Origin of the sequence: Streptomyces sp. RKAG293 (genome assembly GCF_023701745.1) — a bacterium.
Taxonomy (GTDB): domain Bacteria; phylum Actinomycetota; class Actinomycetes; order Streptomycetales; family Streptomycetaceae; genus Actinacidiphila.
Genome location: NZ_JAJOZB010000001.1, coordinates 4314716 through 4331303, shown reverse-complemented (window position 1 = coordinate 4331303; position 16588 = coordinate 4314716). Strand labels below are relative to the sequence as shown.

Here is a 16588-nt window from a genome sequence, read left to right as displayed (position 1 = left end):
GCGTCGCGTGGGTCAGATGTTCTGGCCGCCGTACGGGGGCGGTTGCCGGCCGTACGGCTGGGGGAGGAAGGGCTGAGGCCCGGGGGAGGCAGGTCCGGGGGAGGCGGGCCCGGAGGGCTGGGGTCCGAGGTGCTGGGGCCCGTAGGGCTGCTGGCCGTAGTGCTGGCCGTACTGGCGTTGCGGATACGGCCCGTACGGCTGTTGCTGCCACTGGCCCCACGCCGGCGGCACCGCCGGGCGGGTCGCCCAGGCGGCGTGGGTGAGGGCGGGCTGGGCGACGTCCTTGCGCTGCCAGAGGTGGTGGAGGAGCTCCTGCTCACGGGCCACGAAGTGCGGCCCGGCGGTGCCGCGGGCGGCGGCGGCGCGGAGGAAGGCGAGATGGGTCGCGAAGGCGATGTACTCGCGGACGGTGCGGGCCGCCGCGTCGCCGTGCGCGCGGCGGGCGGCGGAACGGGCCACGCTGCGGGCCTTCATCGAGGCGAGGGCGACGGGTTCCGGCGGGGTCAGCCAGCCGGCCATCGCGTAGACCGGCAGCTGGGCGCGGATCAGCCCCAGTTCCTTCGACCTCGACCAGATGGCGAGCCACACCACGAGCGCGAACACCGGGATCATGATCGCGCCGTACATCGCCAGGAAGCCGAGCGGGGCGAGTGACGCCGAGCTGTTCCAGACGCCGTGCAGGAGCATCGCGAGCAGCCAGCCGCCGATCGGGGCGAGCCAGCGCCAGGGGCGGCCGGGCCGGGTCATGGCGGCGATGGCGAAGCCGGTGCCGGTCATCGCGGTGAAGAGCGGGTGCGCGAACGGCGTCATCACGACCCGGACGAAGAAGGTCGCCGCGGTGGAGGACTGCAGGCCGGAGGAGCCGTAGGCCTGGTCCTCACCGAAGGCCGAGCCCAGGTACAGGATGTTCTCGGTGAAGGCGAAGCCGGTGGCGGTGAGGCCGGCCACCACGATGCCGTCGACGATGCTCTCGAAGTGCCGGCGCCGGAAGAGGAACAGCAGCAGGATCGCGGCGCCCTTGGCCGTCTCCTCGACCAGCGGGGCGACGAAGGTCGCGCCCCAGGTGTCGGTCTGGGACGGGCTCGCGGTGAAGGTCGTCGCGAGGAGCTCGGTGGCGTACTCGTTCGCCAGTATCGCCACCAGGGTCGCGGCGCACGCGCCCCAGGCGAAGGCGAAGACCAGGTTCTTCCACGGACTCGGCTCGACCCGGTCGAGCCAGATGAACGCCCAGATCAGCACCGGCACCGGCAGGATCGATAGGGCGAGGCCGACGAAGAACCCCTCCGTCCCTATCTGCTGTCGCACCAGCGCGAGGATGATCACGCCGCACAGCGCGAGCAGGGTGAAGAGAGCTCCGGCGCGTACCGCCTTGCTCTCCCAGAAGGCGCGGCGCGGCTTGTAGTGCCACTGCTCCGGAGTGGTCGGGACGGTGGCGAACTCGGGCGTCTTCTGCGCGTGCTCTGGGTACTCGGGGACCGGGTGGTTCGAGGAGTCGGGCGAATGCGAGTACGAGGACACCAGTCGACAGTACGGGGGGATGGAGGGTGTGCGCGATGCCCTTCCCCATACGTCTTCCGCTGCGACCGGATCCGATCGTTCCGGATTCCGCTTAGCCCGGGGCCGGCTCCCAGCGGTAGCCGGGGGCAGGGCTTAGCGGCGCGTGAACAGCAGGTCGTGGACGATGTGGTCCTTGGCCAGTCCCTGGCGCTCGAACTTGGTCATGGGGCGGAAATCGGGACGGGGGGCGTAGCCGTCGCCGTACTGGTTGGTGAAGTCCTGGCTGCCGGATAGCACCTCCAGCATCTGTTCCGCATACGGTTCCCAGTCGGTCGCGCAGTGCAGGGTCGCGCCGGGGCGGAGGAGCGGCGCCACCAGCGCCAGGAACTCGGGCTGGATCATCCGGCGCTTGTGGTGCTTGGCCTTGGGCCACGGGTCCGGGAAGTAGATCCGCAGACCCGAGAGGGACTCGGGCGGGAGCATGTCGCGGAGCAGCACGATCGCGTCGCCGTTGGCGACCCGGACGTTCGTCAGGCCGTACTGGTCGGCCAGATTGAGCAGATTGCCCTGGCCGGGGGTGTGCACGTCGACGGCCAGAATGCCGGTGGCCGGGTCGTCGGCGGCCATCCGCGCGGTGGCGTCACCCATCCCGAAACCGATCTCCAGGACGATCGGCAGGCCCGGGTCCCCGAAGAGCTTGCCCAGGTCGAGGGGGGAGCCGTCCAGCTCCACACCCCATTCCGCCCAGTGCCGCTCCAGCGCGCCGGCCTGCGCGTCGGTCACCCGGCCGCGGCGGGCGTGGAACGTCCGGATGCGGTGCTCCTCACGCGAGCCCGCCGGGTCCGGCGCCGGACCGTCGGGGAACTTCGCGGGCCGGGCGGCGGGGCGGGCGGCGGGCCGGGTGACGGGCTGGGCGAGGGGCCGACCGGAGGCAGGTGCCGCGGCCGGAGCCGCGGGCTCGGCGGCCGCGGCCGGTATGGCCACGGCGACGGGCTCGGCGTGCGCGGCAGGAACCAGGGACTCGGCCGCGGGGGTGCTGGGGGGCGTGGGTGAACTAGACACGATGGGGCTAATTCTACGGGCGGGTGGAAGCACCCCCGCCCGGCCGGCTGCTCCGGACCGGGGGCGGTCGTCAGCCTCGGGGGTCCGGAGCCCCAGCCCGGACCCCTGGCCTGCAGCCGCCTGCCCGGACCCCGGGCTGAGCTGCCCGAGCTCGCGACCCGGCTACGCCGTCTGCAGGGTGGCCAGCGCCGACAGGGCCCGGCGGGCCACTTCGCGCCCGATCGGGAGGGACGCCGTCGCGGCCGGCGAGGGCGCGTTGAGGACGTGGACGAAGGGGCCTGAGCCGCCGAACAGGAAATCGTCGACGAGGGTGCCGTCACGGAGCACCGCCTGGGCGCGGACCCCGGAGGGCGCCGGTATCAGGTCGGACGGGCGGAGCGCGGGCAGCAGGCGCTGCGCGGCGGCGGTGAAGGCGCGCTTGGACAGCGAGCGGTGGATCTCGCCGATCTCGTACCGCCAGTGACGGCGGGCGATCCGCCACGTGCCGGGGTAGCCGGCGACCTCCGCCAGGTCCCGGGCGCGGAACGTGCGGCGGTGGTAGCCCTCGCGGGCCATCGCCGGGACCGCGTTGGGGCCGAGGTGCACCCCGCCGTGCACATCCCGGGTGAGGTGGACGCCGAGGAAGGGGAAGGCCGGGTCGGGGACCGGGTAGACCAGACCGCGGACGAGGCCGGTACGGGACGGCTTCAGCTCGTAGTACTCGCCGCGGAAGGGGACGATGCGCATCCCGGGCTTGTCGCCCGCGAGGCGGGCCACGCGGTCGCAGTGCAGACCCGCGCAGTTCACGAGGGTCTTCGTACGGATCTCGCCGGTGGTGGACTCGACGACGATCCCGGTGCCGTCCGGCCCGGAGCCGCGGGTCCGGGTGATCGCGCGGACCTCGGCGCCGTACTGGATCCTGGCGCCCGCGTCGGTGGCGAGCCGGGCCATGGTCGCGGCCACCGCGCCGTAGTCGCAGATGCCGGTGGAGCCGACGTGGATGGCGGCCAGGCCGGCCGCCTGCGGTTCGTACTCCTGGATCTGGGCGGGGCCCAGCTCGCGCACCGCGATGCCGTGCTCCCGGCCGCGCTGGACCAGGGCATGCAGCCGGGGCAGCTCGTCCCGCTCCGTCGCGACGATGAGCTTGCCGGTGATCTCGTGCGCGATGTCGTGCTCCGCGCAGAACTTCGCCATCTCGGCGGAGCCCTGGAGGGCGTAGCGCGCCTTGAGCGACCCCGGGGGGTAGTAGATCCCGCTGTGGATCACTCCGCTGTTGCGGCCGGTCTGGTGCCGGGCCGGGCCGGGCTCCTTCTCCAGGACCGTCACCCGCGTGCCCGGCGCCGCACGGGTCAGCGCGTAGGCCGTGGACAGGCCGACGATGCCCGCCCCGATGACGACGACATCGTTCACATCATCGGCGTACGGTCCCATGCCACCTCCCCGGCTCCGCGCTTCTGACCGGACGGCCAGTCGCCCCCATCATGGGCCCCCATCATGAGTCCCCTTCATGAAGCCCCCGCCATGACGCCATGAAGTCCTCGACCTGAAGACATCCCCATCATGAACTGGCCCACTGACAATCGTCGCAAACCCTTGCGGGGCAAGGTGTGTGACCCCGTGGACGCAGTCCGTGGACCGCACAGGCGGTCCACGGGCGGCTCACGGGCGGCTCACGAGTTCCTGAGCTCCCGACCTCACGACGGCTGCAGGTACAGCTACGACTTCGACTACGGCTACCGCGACGACCGCAGCTACTGCTACTGCTACAGCGACCGCAGCTACGGCATCGGCTACGGCATCGGCTTCACCTTCGGCCACGGCATCGGCTACGCCTAGGGCGGCATCACGCCGGCGCCGCCAGCAGCGGCCGGGCCCGTTCCCGCAGCTCGACGACCCGCGGTTCGTTGCCGTACGGCTCCAGCCGGTGCAGCAGATCGCGGACGTACTCCGTGGTGCGCGCCGACGAGATGCGGCCGGCGACCTCGACGGCCTTGGTCCCCGCGGCGCAGGCGGCGTCCAGGTTCCCCGACTCGAGTTCGGCGACGGCCGACACGACGAGGCGCAGTCCGTGCGAGCGGACGTACTCCTCCGTGGGCCGGGCCAGCGCCTGTTCGGTGAAACGCTGCACCTGGCGGGGTACCCGCAGGTCGCGGTAGCACTCGGCGGCGTCGGCGGCGAGCCGGTCGTAGGAGTAGAAGCCGAGCCAGGCGGGATCGGCGTCGCCGTCCCGGGAGCGCTCCAGCCAGGACTCGGCCGCCGCGAGGGACGTGGCGCACGCGGCGGCTTCGCCGGCCTTGGCGTGGGCGCGGGCCTCGACGAGCTGGAAGAAGCTCATCGTGCGGGCGGTGGCCAGACCGCGGTTGCGTTCCAGGGCGGCCTGGGCGAGGTCGACGCCCTCGTCGGCGAAGTTCCGGTACGTGGCCTGCAGGGACATCGACGCCAGGACGTAGCCGCCCAGGGGGACGTCGGCCGCCGCGCGGGCCAGCCGCAGGGCCTGGATGTAGTAGCGCTGCGCGGCCTCCTGCTGGCCGGTGTCGAAGGCCATCCAGCCGGCGAGCCGGGTGAGTTCCGCGGTGGCGCCGAAGAGCGAGCGGCCGACCTCGTCGCTGTACGAGCCGAGCAGCAGCGGCGCCGCCTCGACCCGCAGGCATTCGGGGACCATGCCGGAGCGCCAGTCGCCGCCGCCGTACTTCGAGTCCCAGCGGCGGGCGTCGTCCGCGGCCTCGCGCAGCTTCGCCACGTCCGAGTGCCCGACGTGGGCGGTGCCGGGCGCGGGGGCGTCACGGGCCACCAGGGCGTCGGCGGGGGTGATCAGCCAGCGCGAGGCGGGGGTCACGTACGCGCTGACCGCGAAGGAGCCCGCCAGGCTCTGCCAGATGCCGGTGCCGCCGGGACCGCGGCGGCCGGCCAGGTCGAGCCGCCACAGGTCGGTGGCGGACTTCACCGCCTCGCCGACGTCGCGCGGGAAGGCGAGCCCGACCTCGGGCGCCGGATCGGCGTCCGCGAGCCCGATCTCGTGCAGCGGGACGGGACGGCCGAGCTTGCTGCCTATGGCCGCGGCGATGAGGTGCGGTGCGGCGCCCTGCGGCACCATGCCCTTGCTGACCCAGCGGGCCACCGAGGTCTTGTCGTAGCGGAGGGTCAGGCCCCGTTGCGCGCCCAGGTCGTTGACCCGGCGGGCGAGGCCCGCGTTACTGATGGCGGCCAGGGCGAGCAGGGTGCCGAGTTTTTCGTTCGGCCCGCGATGTTCCTTGTTCACTGCGGTTCACCTCGCGATGCCGCTGGGGGCAGGCCGGACGGCCTGGTTGTCTCTCGGGGGGCGGTGCTGACGGGAGCCCGGGTGTGCACCCGGTTCGGTACTCGGTCCGGTACCCGGCTCGGCAGCTGGATCGGTATCCGGTTCGGTACCCAGACGTGGGACCGAGGGGGGATTCGGGCGAGAACTCGTGCGAGAACGGGGGGCGGCGGAAGCTGCCTCCCGGGAGAGCACAGCATGGCCACTCCTCGTCGGACGCACCGGCAGGACCGGGCGCACCGGGCGCGACGGCCGTTCCCGGCAAGCCGGTCGGGCCGGACGGGCGGGTCGCTCTGGTCGGGTGGGTCGCTCTGGTCGGACCGGATGAGCCTGGAGCATCGGATGAACCCGGGGTATCGGATGGGCCGGGTGGGCTCGGTGGTCCCGGTGGTCCCGAGGCATCGGGTAAGCCGGAGATGTCGGCCGGGCCGGGGGTGCCGCGGGTGCCGGGGGTGTCGACCGGGCCGGGAACATCGGCCGGGCCGGCTGTGTCGGACGCGCCGGGGATGCCGGACGCGCCGGCCCGTCCGGACACGCGAGGGCCGCGCACGTGGACCACGCCCTTGCCACCCCCTCGACACAAAGAACGGCCGCCCCAGCCCCTCTTGTAGAGGCTGTGATGTCTGTGGAGCCCGATTCGGCCAATGTCGCGGACAAACCGGGCCCCGAGATGCCGGGGCGTTCGCTACTCGGGTACACCCAGCGTAGTTCGCCGCATCCCGACCGTTAAGAGGCCTGTCCCGGATGGCGAGATTGCAGCCCCCAAAAAGTGCCCGTGCTCCCGGTATATGTGGCTGTGCGCCCGCCCGTGCGCTCTTTGCGGTCCTGATCAGGCGCGCTTCCATGGACGGGTGGGTCGGCCCGTGGCCTCGACAAGCGGCAATGGCAAGAGACGGCGGGCCAGGGGGCTCCGCCGCCACAATCCCCGCGGGCGGCGGACCGGTCCGGGAGGCGTGCGGACGCCTCCCGGACTGTTGTTTTTATGCGGCGTATGTCCCGTAAATGCGCCCGCTCGACCACAGATCCGGCGACCGGCATATCAACTCCGGCATGTGCCAGCCACTTTGGCGTGAAACCGACGTTTGGCTTCACGCGGACGACCCGGCGCTCCTCCCTGCGCCCATGCGCCTCCTTGTGCGCCGTGCCATGGCAGCATGTTCCTCAGGCGGAGCGGCAGTTCGCATGCCGCACAGCCAGTGGTCCACAGCCTGTGGAGGCGGCGATGCGGTGGTTGGTGGGGTGGAGCAGTGCCGCCGCGGGGTCACTCCCGGGCACTGCGGCCCGTACGGTCCTCCCGGTTGGCGCGCAACTCCTGTGGGGCGACCCGGATCCGCTGTGGGCGGTCGGTGACTGGCGTCCGGACGAGGTCCGCGTGATCCACGCCGACCCGGCCGGCGCCTCCTACCAGGGCGGCAGCAGCTATTCCGGTTCTGGTTCCGGGTCCGGTACGGGTGCCGCCTACGGAAGCGGCTCCGGAAGCGGCTACGGAAGCAACGGGTACGGGAACAACGGTTACGGCGGCGGCAGCAGCGGCCGCGGCACCGGAACCGGCTACCAGGGTTCCAACGGCTACGGCGACAGCAACGGCAGTACCTACGGCGGCGGTCACGGCAGCGGCTACGGCAGCAGCCACCCCGCCATCGCCCGGATCGCCATCCTCGGCCGCTGCCACGCCAGCGACGCCCAACTGCGCGTCGGCCTCTTCGCCGCCCGCGGCGGCGCCCTGCGCCACCTCACCGCATGGCCCGGCAGTTACACCGCCGTCCTCCAACTCGGCCGCCGGATCACGATCCTGGGCGACCTCGCCGGCGCCCGGCCGGTCTTCCACACCCGCTGGGCGGGCGGTACGGCCTTCGCGACGGCCGCTCTCCCGCTCGCCGACCTCACCGAGGCGGGGCTGGACGTCACCCACCTCGCCGCCACCCTCGCCTGCCCGGACTCGCCCGAGGCGCTCGGCGACGGGACGCCGTACATCGGCGTCCGCCGCGTGCCGCCGGGCCACGCCCTCATCCTGCGCGACGGCGTCCCCGAGATCAGCGGCTACGAGGCGACCGCGTCGCTCGCCGTCGGCAACCAGACCTCCGCCTCCGACACCGAGGCGGCGATCACCGGGGTCCGCGACGCCCTCGTCGACGCCGTACGGGCCCGGCTCGCCCAGCCGCGCTTCATCCCCGAGGCCGGCGAGGCCCCGTCCCCCGGCATCGGCGCCGACCTGTCCGGAGGCAGCGCCTCCGCCACCCTCGCGCTGCTCGCCGCCGGACTGCCCGGCATGCCCGGCACCCCGCTCGGCCACGGATCCTCGGCCGGGCAGCGGCTGCTGGCCGTCACCTTCAACGATCTGGCGGGCGGCGGACTGCAGTCCCGCGACGCCGAACTCGAACGGGCCAGGGCCATGGCCGCCGACCCCCGGCTGCACCACGTGGTGGTGCCCGGCGGCACCGAGGCGCTCCCGTACGCCGAGCTCGGCTCGGGCCCGCTCACCGACGAGCCGGGCCCGTCCCTCATCACCGCGGAGCGCCACCGCCGCCGGCTCGCCGCGGGCGGCGCCGACCACCTCGTGGGGCACGGCGCCCGCCAGGTCCTCGACGCGCACCCGGCACGCCTCGCCGACCTGCTCCTGGACCGGCACCGCCGGCACATGCTGCGACCGGTGGCCGCGCTCGCCACGGCTGACGGCCCGACCGGCCGTTCCGTCCTCGTCCCCTTCACCGTCTACCGCGCCGCCCGGCGGCTGGCCCGTACGCCCTACCAGCAGGGCGTGCAGGACGCCGCGGCCCGGCTGTTGCGGCGCGACTTCGGCTACGGATCCGGCTCGTCCGCGGCCTCCGGCAACGGCTTCGGTCCCGGCTCGAGCTCCGGTGACGCGGGGCCGGGCGCCGCGCTCAACGCCTCCCTCGCCGCGCTGGCCTGGGTGCGGCCGGGCCCGGCCGCCCGCTGGCTGACCGGCGAGGCCCTCGCCGAAGTATCGGTTCGCCTCCAGGAGGCGGCGGCCCGGCCGGGACCGGTGGAACGTCCGGGCGACCGGCGCGCGCGAGCCGCGCTGGCCCGGCACGCCGCCGACCACCGCGTCTTCGAGCAGGCCGTCGAGGTGCGCAGCCAGCGGCTGCACGCCCCCTTCCTCGACAACCAGGTCGTCCGCGCCTGCCGGGCGCTGCCCGAGGCGCTGCGCGTGCAGCCCGGGGCGCGGGTCTCGGTGCTGCGGGCGGTCCTGGCCGGCTCGGGGATCCGGGAGCTGCCGCCGGGCTGGGGCGCCAACTCCCACGTCTCGACCGCCGCCGCGTTCCGCACCGGGCTGCGGTCCTCCGTCGACGACCTCATCGAACTGTTCGACACGCCGCTGCTCGCCGACGCCGGGCTCGTCGAGGCCCGCGTCGTCCGCCAGGCCCTGCGGGCCGCCGCCGACGGCGAGGCGCTCCCGCTGGACGGGCTCGGCGAGCTCGTCGCGACGGAGGTCTGGCTGCGCCGGCTGCTGGCCCGCCGCGGATCCTGCTGGACCGGGGCGGACGCTCCGGAGCAGCGCGCTGTGGCGGGCGGGGTGCGCCGGCTGACGATGTGAGGGGTGGGGTGGGGCGGGGACGGGGCGGCCGGTGAGCGGCGAACCGTTGTCAGTGCGATGCCCGACAATGGTGTCCAGGTCCGATGGCATCTGATGGCTACCCATGGCTCCCATGGCTTGGCTTCCGATGGCAACGGGCGATGGCACGAACGGCGACCGCAGAGGACTCGTAATGGCGGTGTGGGACGACCTGGTCGGCCAGGACGCGGTGACGGCGCAGCTGTCCGCGGCCGCGCGGGACGCCGATGCCCTGGTGACGGCCACGTCGGCGGGCGCGAAGGGCGCGGCGCTGCCGACCGCGTCCAAGATGACGCACGCCTGGCTGTTCACCGGCCCGCCCGGCTCCGGCCGCTCCACCGCGGCCCGCGCCTTCGCGGCGGCGCTGCAGTGCACGAGCCCGGACCGGGCGCTGGGCGGGGTGCCGGGCTGCGGGTTCTGCGACGGCTGCCACACGACGCTGATCGGGACGCACGCGGACGTCGAGATCGTCCGGACGGATCTGCTGTCGATCGGCGTGAAGGACACCCGTGACCTGGTGCGGCGGGCGGCCATGTCGCCGGCGGGCGGCCGGTGGCAGGTGATCGTCCTGGAGGACGCCGACCGCCTCACCGAAGGAGCGGGGAACGTGCTCCTGAAGGCGGTCGAGGAGCCCGCGCCCCGGACCGTCTGGCTGCTGTGCGCGCCCTCGGTCGAGGACGCGCTGCCGACCATCCGCTCCCGGTGCCGGCTGCTGAGTCTGCGGACCCCGTCCGTGGAAGCGGTCGCCGACGTCCTGGTGCGGCGCGACGGGGTCGACCCCGAGCTGGCCTCCACGGCCGCCCGGGCGACACAGGGCCACATCGGCCGGGCCCGCCGGCTCGCCACCGACGAGCAGGCGCGGGCGCGGCGGGCGACCGTGCTGCGGGTGCCGCTGCGGGTGGACGATGTGGGCGGGTGTCTGAAGGCCGCGCAGGAGCTGGTGGACGCGGCCTCGGACGACGCCAAGCAGGTCGCCGTGGACGTTGACGGCAAGGAGACCGAGGAGCTGCGGGCCGCGCTCGGGGCGTCGGCGGGCGCCGGCAGCCGGATGCCGCGCGGCACGGCGGGCGCCATGAAGGACCTCGCGGACCGCCAGAAGCGCAGATCGACCCGAACCCAGCGGGACACCCTGGACCTCGCCCTCATCGACCTGGCCGGGTTCTACCGGGACGTGCTCGCGGTACAGGTCGGCTCGAAGGTCGGCATCGCGAACGTCGAGGCGCGCGACGCGATCGAGCGCATCGCGGCCTCCTCCCGCCCGGAGAACTCGCTGCGCCGGATCGAGTCGATCCTCGCCTGCCGGCAGGCACTGGAACGGAACGTCGCGCCGCTGCTGGCGGTGGAGGCGATGACGCTGTCGCTGCGGGCGGGCTGACAGGGGGCGGGCTGACAGGGGCGGACTGAGGGGGCGGGCTGAGGGGGCCTTCGCCTTCCTCGGCCCTCTGGGGTCGTTGGTGCCTTTGGCGCCTTTGGTGCCTTCGGGTGATCAACGACGGGGACCCGTAACGCCGACCGCCCACCCGGCGTGCCGCGTTGCAGGCTGCAGACAGTGCCGCCGGAGCCCACCCGGAGGCCGCAGTCGTCCCCGAGGTGGTCCGTACCGTGGCTGATGCCGTCCTGTTCACTCTGCTCTTCTTCACCACTGCCGCCGCCGTGGCGCTCGTGCGCTCCGCGCTGCGCTACTGGTGGTCGGAACGGTCCGGCCGGGTCTACGAGTTGGCGCAGGACCGTACCGGTACGGCGCTGCGCGCCGCCGCCGCGGGCGCGGCCGTCCTGGCGGTGGTCGCCGTCGCCGTACCGCTGCTGTCGCCGGGCGGCGGCGGGGGCACGGTGACGGCCGCGGCCCGGACGGCGGTGGACCTCCGGGTGCCCGCGCCTCCCCGGGCGCCCGCCCGCGCGGCCGCGCCGCCCGCGTCCGGATCCGCGGCGCCCCGTACGATCTCCCGCCCGGCGGGCGGCGTCCTGCAGGAGCTCGCCGACGGCACGCGCGTCTGGACCCCGGCGCAGTACGCGTACCCGCGCGCCGCGAAGGTGTCCTTCCCCGTGGTGGTCGCTGAGCTCGGCGCCGGTGACCAGGAGCTCTACGCGGGCTTCGCCGCCCAGGTCCAGCGGCGCCTGGCCGATCCGTTCCTTCTCGTGATCCCGCGCACCTGCGGCGGCGCGGGACCCGATCTCGGCGCCGTCGCCCGGCACTACCGCACCCTGACGACCCGCTCCGCCCGCGCGATCCTGGGCGTCGGCGACCGGGCGGCGTGCGCGGTCCGCGAGGCGTTCGCCCACCCCGACCGCTACCGCGCGGTCGCCGGGATCTCCGGCCGGTACGAGGGCGTCGCCGTCCCGGCCCCGTCCCCGGCGGGCCGCCGCCCCGCGCTCCTCATCGCCTCCGGCTCCGGCGAGAGCGCCTCCCGCGACTCGGCCCTCAGGTTCCGCACGGCGCTGCGCCCCCGCGCCGACGAGGTACGCGTCATCGACGGCGTGAGCGGCCGCCGCGAACTCTTCGCGCGCGTCGCCGGCTACCTGACGGAGAAGGTCGACGGCCCGAAGCACCCGTAGCGAGCGCGCGCGATCGGGCGCAGGCACGCGACGGGACCACTCACCGAGGCGCGCGGCGAGCCACCCGCCCAGGCGCGCGGCGAGCCACCCGCCCAGGCGCGCGGCGAGCCACCCGCCCAGGCACGCGATGAGACCACTCACCGAACCACCCGCCCAGGCACGCGATGAGACCACTGACCGAACCACCCGCCCAAGCCCTCGCCCAACCACTCGCCCAGCCACTCGATCAGCCCTCAAACGGCCTACAAACAGCCTACAAATAGCCCATAAGCGGGCGCCGGAGCCCGCCCCCACCCCACCAGGACGGATACGCTCCCCCTCACCCGACGGGAGGACCCGAGCCGCCGATGTACTCCAAGAGCCCGCTCCGTATCCCCGCCATCGCCCTCGCGGTGGCGGGCCTGCTCCTCTCCGGATGCAGCAGCGGGGGCCCGGGCCACAGCGCCGCCGCCTCCACCACCGCCAGCTCGCTCGGACCGCTCCCGTCGGCCGGTGACGCCGACCTGGCGCCGTACTACGCGCAGAAGCTGAACTGGCACTCGTGCGGTGTCCCCGGTTTCGAGTGCGCGACGATGAAGGCCCCGCTGGACTACGCGCACCCCGTCGCGGCCGACGATCTGAAGCTCGCCGTCGCCCGTAAGAAGGCCGCGGGTCCCGGCGCGCGCCTCGGCTCGCTCCTGGTCAACCCCGGCGGTCCCGGCGGCTCGGCCATCGACTATCTGCAGTACGCGGCGCTCGGCTTCCCCGCACCGGTCACCTCCCGCTACGACATGGCCGCCATCGACCCGCGCGGCGTCGCCCGCAGCGAGCCCGTCGAGTGCCTCACCGACGCGCAGATGGATGCCTTCACCGCCGTCGACACGACCCCCGACGACGCCACCGAGACCAGCGAGCTCGTCACCGCCGACACCGGTTTCGCGGCCAGCTGCGCGAAGCGCTCCGCCAAGCTCCTCGGCCATGTCTCCACGGTCGAATCGGCCCGTGACATGGACATCCTGCGGGCCCTGCTCGACGACGACAAGCTCAGCTACGTCGGCAAGTCGTACGGCACCTTCCTCGGTGCCACCTACGCCGGGCTGTTCCCGCAGCGCGTCGGCCGGCTGGTCCTCGACGGCGCGATGGACCCCGCGGTCTCCGCCCTCGACAGCAGCCGCACCCAGGCCGGCGGCTTCGAGACCGCCTTCACCGCCTTCGCGAACGACTGCGTCAAGCACACCGACTGCGCCCTGGGCACGAAGAGCGCGGACGACGCCGGGCACCGCCTCGACGACCTCTTCCGCTCCCTCGACGCCAAACCGCTCCCCACCGGCCAGGCCCGCCCGCTCACCGAGGCGCTCGGCACCACCGGCGTGATCTCCGCCATGTACGACGAGGGCTCCTGGCCGACACTGCGCGCCGCCCTGGCCAAGGCCCAGCAGGGCGACGGCGCCGGCCTCCTCAAGCTCTCCGACGAGTACTACGAGCGCGACAGCAGCGGCAAGTACTCGAACCTCATGTTCGCCAACGCCGCCGTCAACTGCCTCGACCTCCCCCCGGCCCTCTCCTCCCCGGCCGACGTCGCGCGCGCCCTCCCGTCCTTCCGCTCCACCTCCCCGCACTTCGGCACGGGCCTGGCCTGGGCCAGCCTGATCTGCGGCTACTGGACGGTCCCGGCCACCGGCAAGCCCCAGCGCATCGAAGCCAAGGGCGCGGCCCCGATCCTCGTCGTCGGCACCATCCGCGACCCGGCCACCCCGTACTCCTGGGCCGAGTCCCTCGCCTCCCAGCTCTCCTCCGGCCACCTCCTCACCTACAACGGCGACGGCCACACCGCCTACGGCCGCGGTTCCGACTGCATCGACACCGCCGTGAACCTCTACCTCCTCGAAGGCACCACCCCGCCCAAGAACAAAAAGTGCGACTGACCCGCTGACCTGCATTTCCGCCCGATCCACCCCTGCACGGAGCACCCCCAACAACCCTGTAGACTTGGCGCCGCTGCTCCCGCCACACTGGCCGAGCGCAGCATGCCGCCTTAGCTCAGCTGGCCAGAGCAACGCACTCGTAATGCGTAGGTCTCGGGTTCGAATCCCGAAGGCGGCCCCATGGGGAACCCCAGGTCAGGCATCTGACCTGGGGTTTCTTGTTTTCGTTGACCTTGGAATCTCGGCCCATCGGGCACCGTCCACCTGTGCATCGCAATGCGTAGGTGTGCGGCATGTTGATCGGACTGCCGGCTGTGCTCGGGGTCGACCTGATCGTGATCGTCGCCGGGCCGTGAAGCCGGCGTCTGAGCGGGGAAACCCGTCCGACGGAGCCTCGATGAGTGCGGTCGGCAGCGCCAGTTTCTGCGACCTCATGCGCTTCATGCGGCTCATGCGGTGCAGGAGCTCAGCAGCCGTGCGCTCTTGGAAGCCTTGAGCGGGCCCCCAGCCCCCCGGCCTGGTGTTCGCGGTGGCCGAAGTCGGGACACGGGCGTTGACTTGAAGGGCGGGCGCCTTGGACGGGCAGACCGCACCCAGGCGAGGAGGACTCGTCCATGAAGCAGACCACGACACAGGGCACTCCCGCACCGGAGCTGCTCCCGGACCTGGAACGGATCGCGATCGCCGCCTACCTGGGCGCGGGCGACGTCTTCGACAAGGCCCTGGCCCGCTTCGCAGAGCGTTACGCCGACCAGAACGAACGCGATCACCAGGCCCTGGTCGACGCTGTGAACAGCAGCCAGGTCACCGCCCGAGCCGCCCGAGCCGCCCGAGCCGCCCGAGCCGCCCGAGGCGCGTGAGCGCGGGCGGATCCGCCGCCTGTGCCACGAACCCGAGGGAGAGATCAGATGCCCCGCCTACTTCGTACGGTCGCCCGCACCGCGGTCGTCGCCGGAACAGCCACCGCCGTCTCGAACCGCGTGTCACGGCGCCAGGCCGGACGCTGGGCCGACCAGGGTGCCCAGCAGGCACCACCGGTCGAGCCCGAGCCCGTCGCCGCGCCCGCACCGGCCCCCGTCGCAGCCCCGGTGGCAGCCGCCCCCGCAACCGATATGGACAGCCGGATCGAACAGCTCAAACAGCTCGGCGGACTGCGGGACCAGGGCGTGCTGAGCGATGAGGAGTTCGCGGCACAGAAAGCCAAGGTCCTCGGCTTGTAGGAGCACCACATGGTCAAGGCCGCAGCGCCGAACCGGATTCGCAGGCGACCCGGTCCCGGCCCCCGCCAATGCGAGGGCTTGTACCGCAGCATCCTTCCCGCGACCTACGAGGAGCCGACGTGGACGAGTTCAACGACCTGGGGCCGATCGACTACCTGATCATCGAGTTCCCCAACGGCGACATGGGCGGAGAGGGACTGCCCCTGCTGGTCGACCTGGTCGACCGCGGCATCATCCGCATCATCGACCTCTCCTTCGTGCGCAAGGAGACGGATGGCTCGGTGGTCGCACTGACCATCGCCGACCTCGACCACGACGGTGTCCTGGAGCTGGCCGTCTTCGAGGGCGCACCCTCCGGGCTGCTCAGCTCCGAGGACGTCGATGAGGCCGGCGCTGTCCTGGAACCCGGCAGTGCGGCGGGCATCATCGTCTACGAGAACCTCTGGGCCGCCCCGCTGGCCTCCGCGCTGCGCCGTTCCGGTGCCCAGATGATCGCCGGCGGGCGCATTCCCCTGGAGGACCTGGTCGGAGCTCTGGACGCCGCAGGGACCAGTGACTGAACCAACGCCCGCGCATCCCGCCCGGGCCACCGGCGGCCACAGCGGCCTTCCCGCCCTGCGTACCGTTCGTGGCCACCCCCGGGGGCCGCACGCAGGCGAGCGGATCCCGGCACTCGCCCCGGCGCTGGACCCCCTGCTCGGAGGGTACGACCATGAACCAGGACACCGCACGGGCACTCCGACAGCTCATGAACACCGGTGGCGGCCATGGTGCTTGACCTGGTTTTGATCGGCGTGGCCATCACGCTGGGCCCGCTGCACAACACCGCGTTCATCCTGCTGCTGTCCGCACCGGGCGGGGTGCGCAAGGGGCTGGCGTTCATCCTGGCCTGGTTGGCCTGTCTGGTCGCGGTGATCGCCGCCGTGATCCTGCTGACCGGCGGCAACCCACCCACGCGCAACAGCAATCCCTCCACCGCCGCCCTGGCCCTCAAACTGGCGCTGGGTCTGGGCATGGTCGTCTACGGCGAAGGCAAGCGGCGCCGGGATCCCAAGCCGCGTCCCGCCCCCAAGTGGATGGCTCGGCTGGACGGCGTCTCGCTCTGGTTCGCCGCCGCGCTCGGCTTCCTGCTGCAGCCCTGGGCGATGGTCGCCGCCGGTGGTGCCACCGTCGTGCAGGCGCACCTGTCCTCGATCGGCTCCTACCTGGCACTGATGGGCTACGTGCTGCTGGCCACCTCCAGCCTGCTGGCCATGGAGCTCTACGCGACCTTCCGACCCGAAACCGCCCACGTGCGGCTGGCAGCCCTGCGTTCCTGGGTCGACGGGCACCAGGACCAGGCCATCGTCGCGTTGTCCCTGGTCATCGGCCTGTGGCTGGTCGGCAAAAGCATCTACGGGCTCGTCGGATGACACCCGCGGCCCGGCGCCGGGGTTCTCTCGATCAGACAAACCGCTCGTTGGGGCACAGGCTGGAACATGTCCATCGAAGGGCGGACCACCAA

At 73.1% G+C, this 16588-nt stretch carries 12 protein-coding genes, 1 tRNA gene and 1 pseudogene; 10 read left to right on the top strand and 4 right to left on the bottom strand.

What is annotated here, in order from left to right; translation table 11 throughout:
* Nucleotides 1-12: 12 nt before the first annotated feature.
* The 3 genes from LNW72_RS19005 to lhgO form a co-directional block, all read right to left on the bottom strand.
* Nucleotides 13-1518, bottom strand: a complete 1506-nt coding sequence (locus LNW72_RS19005; protein WP_250976509.1) for a PrsW family intramembrane metalloprotease — start codon at nucleotides 1516-1518, stop codon at nucleotides 13-15.
* Between the two features lie 132 nt (nucleotides 1519-1650).
* Nucleotides 1651-2559 carry a tRNA (guanosine(46)-N7)-methyltransferase TrmB gene (gene trmB / locus LNW72_RS19000; RefSeq protein ID WP_250976508.1) on the bottom strand — a complete coding sequence of 303 codons (909 nt, stop codon included), beginning with the start codon at nucleotides 2557-2559 and terminating at the stop codon, nucleotides 1651-1653.
* Between the two features lie 162 nt (nucleotides 2560-2721).
* A complete protein-coding gene (gene lhgO, locus LNW72_RS18995; protein ID WP_250976507.1) occupies nucleotides 2722-3969 on the bottom strand; it encodes an L-2-hydroxyglutarate oxidase in 1248 nt (415 codons plus the stop codon).
* A gap of 186 nt (nucleotides 3970-4155) precedes the next feature.
* Between lhgO and LNW72_RS18990 the strand changes: the two genes are divergently transcribed.
* The gene (locus LNW72_RS18990) at nucleotides 4156-4374 is read left to right on the top strand and encodes a hypothetical protein (protein ID WP_250976506.1); all 219 of its coding nucleotides are present in this window, start codon (nucleotides 4156-4158) and stop codon (nucleotides 4372-4374) included.
* 7 nt (nucleotides 4375-4381) lie between these two features.
* Here the strand turns inward: LNW72_RS18990 and LNW72_RS18985 are convergent, their stop codons facing one another.
* On the bottom strand, nucleotides 4382-5797 hold the full coding sequence (locus LNW72_RS18985) for an MFS transporter (RefSeq protein ID WP_250976505.1): 1416 nt from the start codon (nucleotides 5795-5797) through the stop codon (nucleotides 4382-4384).
* 1258 nt (nucleotides 5798-7055) lie between these two features.
* Between LNW72_RS18985 and LNW72_RS18980 the strand changes: the two genes are divergently transcribed.
* The 9 genes and pseudogenes from LNW72_RS18980 (at nucleotide 7056) to LNW72_RS18940 (ending at nucleotide 16496) form a co-directional block, all read left to right on the top strand.
* Nucleotides 7056-9389: an asparagine synthase-related protein gene (locus LNW72_RS18980; RefSeq protein WP_250976504.1), complete on the top strand. Its 2334-nt coding sequence runs from the start codon at nucleotides 7056-7058 to the stop codon at nucleotides 9387-9389.
* Between the two features lie 172 nt (nucleotides 9390-9561).
* Nucleotides 9562-10782, top strand: a complete 1221-nt coding sequence (locus LNW72_RS18975; protein ID WP_250976503.1) for a DNA polymerase III subunit delta' — start codon at nucleotides 9562-9564, stop codon at nucleotides 10780-10782.
* A 227-nt stretch (nucleotides 10783-11009) separates the two neighbouring features.
* Nucleotides 11010-11960, top strand: a complete 951-nt coding sequence (locus LNW72_RS18970; RefSeq protein ID WP_250976502.1) for a hypothetical protein — start codon at nucleotides 11010-11012, stop codon at nucleotides 11958-11960.
* A 347-nt stretch (nucleotides 11961-12307) separates the two neighbouring features.
* Entirely contained in the window at nucleotides 12308-13864 is a 1557-nt protein-coding gene (locus LNW72_RS18965) for an alpha/beta hydrolase (protein ID WP_250976501.1), read from the top strand.
* A gap of 104 nt (nucleotides 13865-13968) precedes the next feature.
* Nucleotides 13969-14045 (top strand) — tRNA-Thr (locus tag LNW72_RS18960).
* 487 nt (nucleotides 14046-14532) lie between these two features.
* Nucleotides 14533-14724: pseudogene (locus LNW72_RS18955) on the top strand (DUF2252 family protein); the annotation flags it as partial.
* Nucleotides 14725-14772: 48 nt separating this feature from the next.
* On the top strand, nucleotides 14773-15084 hold the full coding sequence (locus tag LNW72_RS18950) for an SHOCT domain-containing protein (protein WP_250976500.1): 312 nt from the start codon (nucleotides 14773-14775) through the stop codon (nucleotides 15082-15084).
* A gap of 119 nt (nucleotides 15085-15203) precedes the next feature.
* Nucleotides 15204-15644 carry a DUF6325 family protein gene (locus LNW72_RS18945; RefSeq protein WP_308401977.1) on the top strand — a complete coding sequence of 147 codons (441 nt, stop codon included), beginning with the start codon at nucleotides 15204-15206 and terminating at the stop codon, nucleotides 15642-15644.
* A gap of 207 nt (nucleotides 15645-15851) precedes the next feature.
* The gene (locus LNW72_RS18940; protein WP_250976499.1) at nucleotides 15852-16496 is read left to right on the top strand and encodes a GAP family protein; all 645 of its coding nucleotides are present in this window, start codon (nucleotides 15852-15854) and stop codon (nucleotides 16494-16496) included.
* Nucleotides 16497-16588 lie beyond the last annotated feature (92 nt).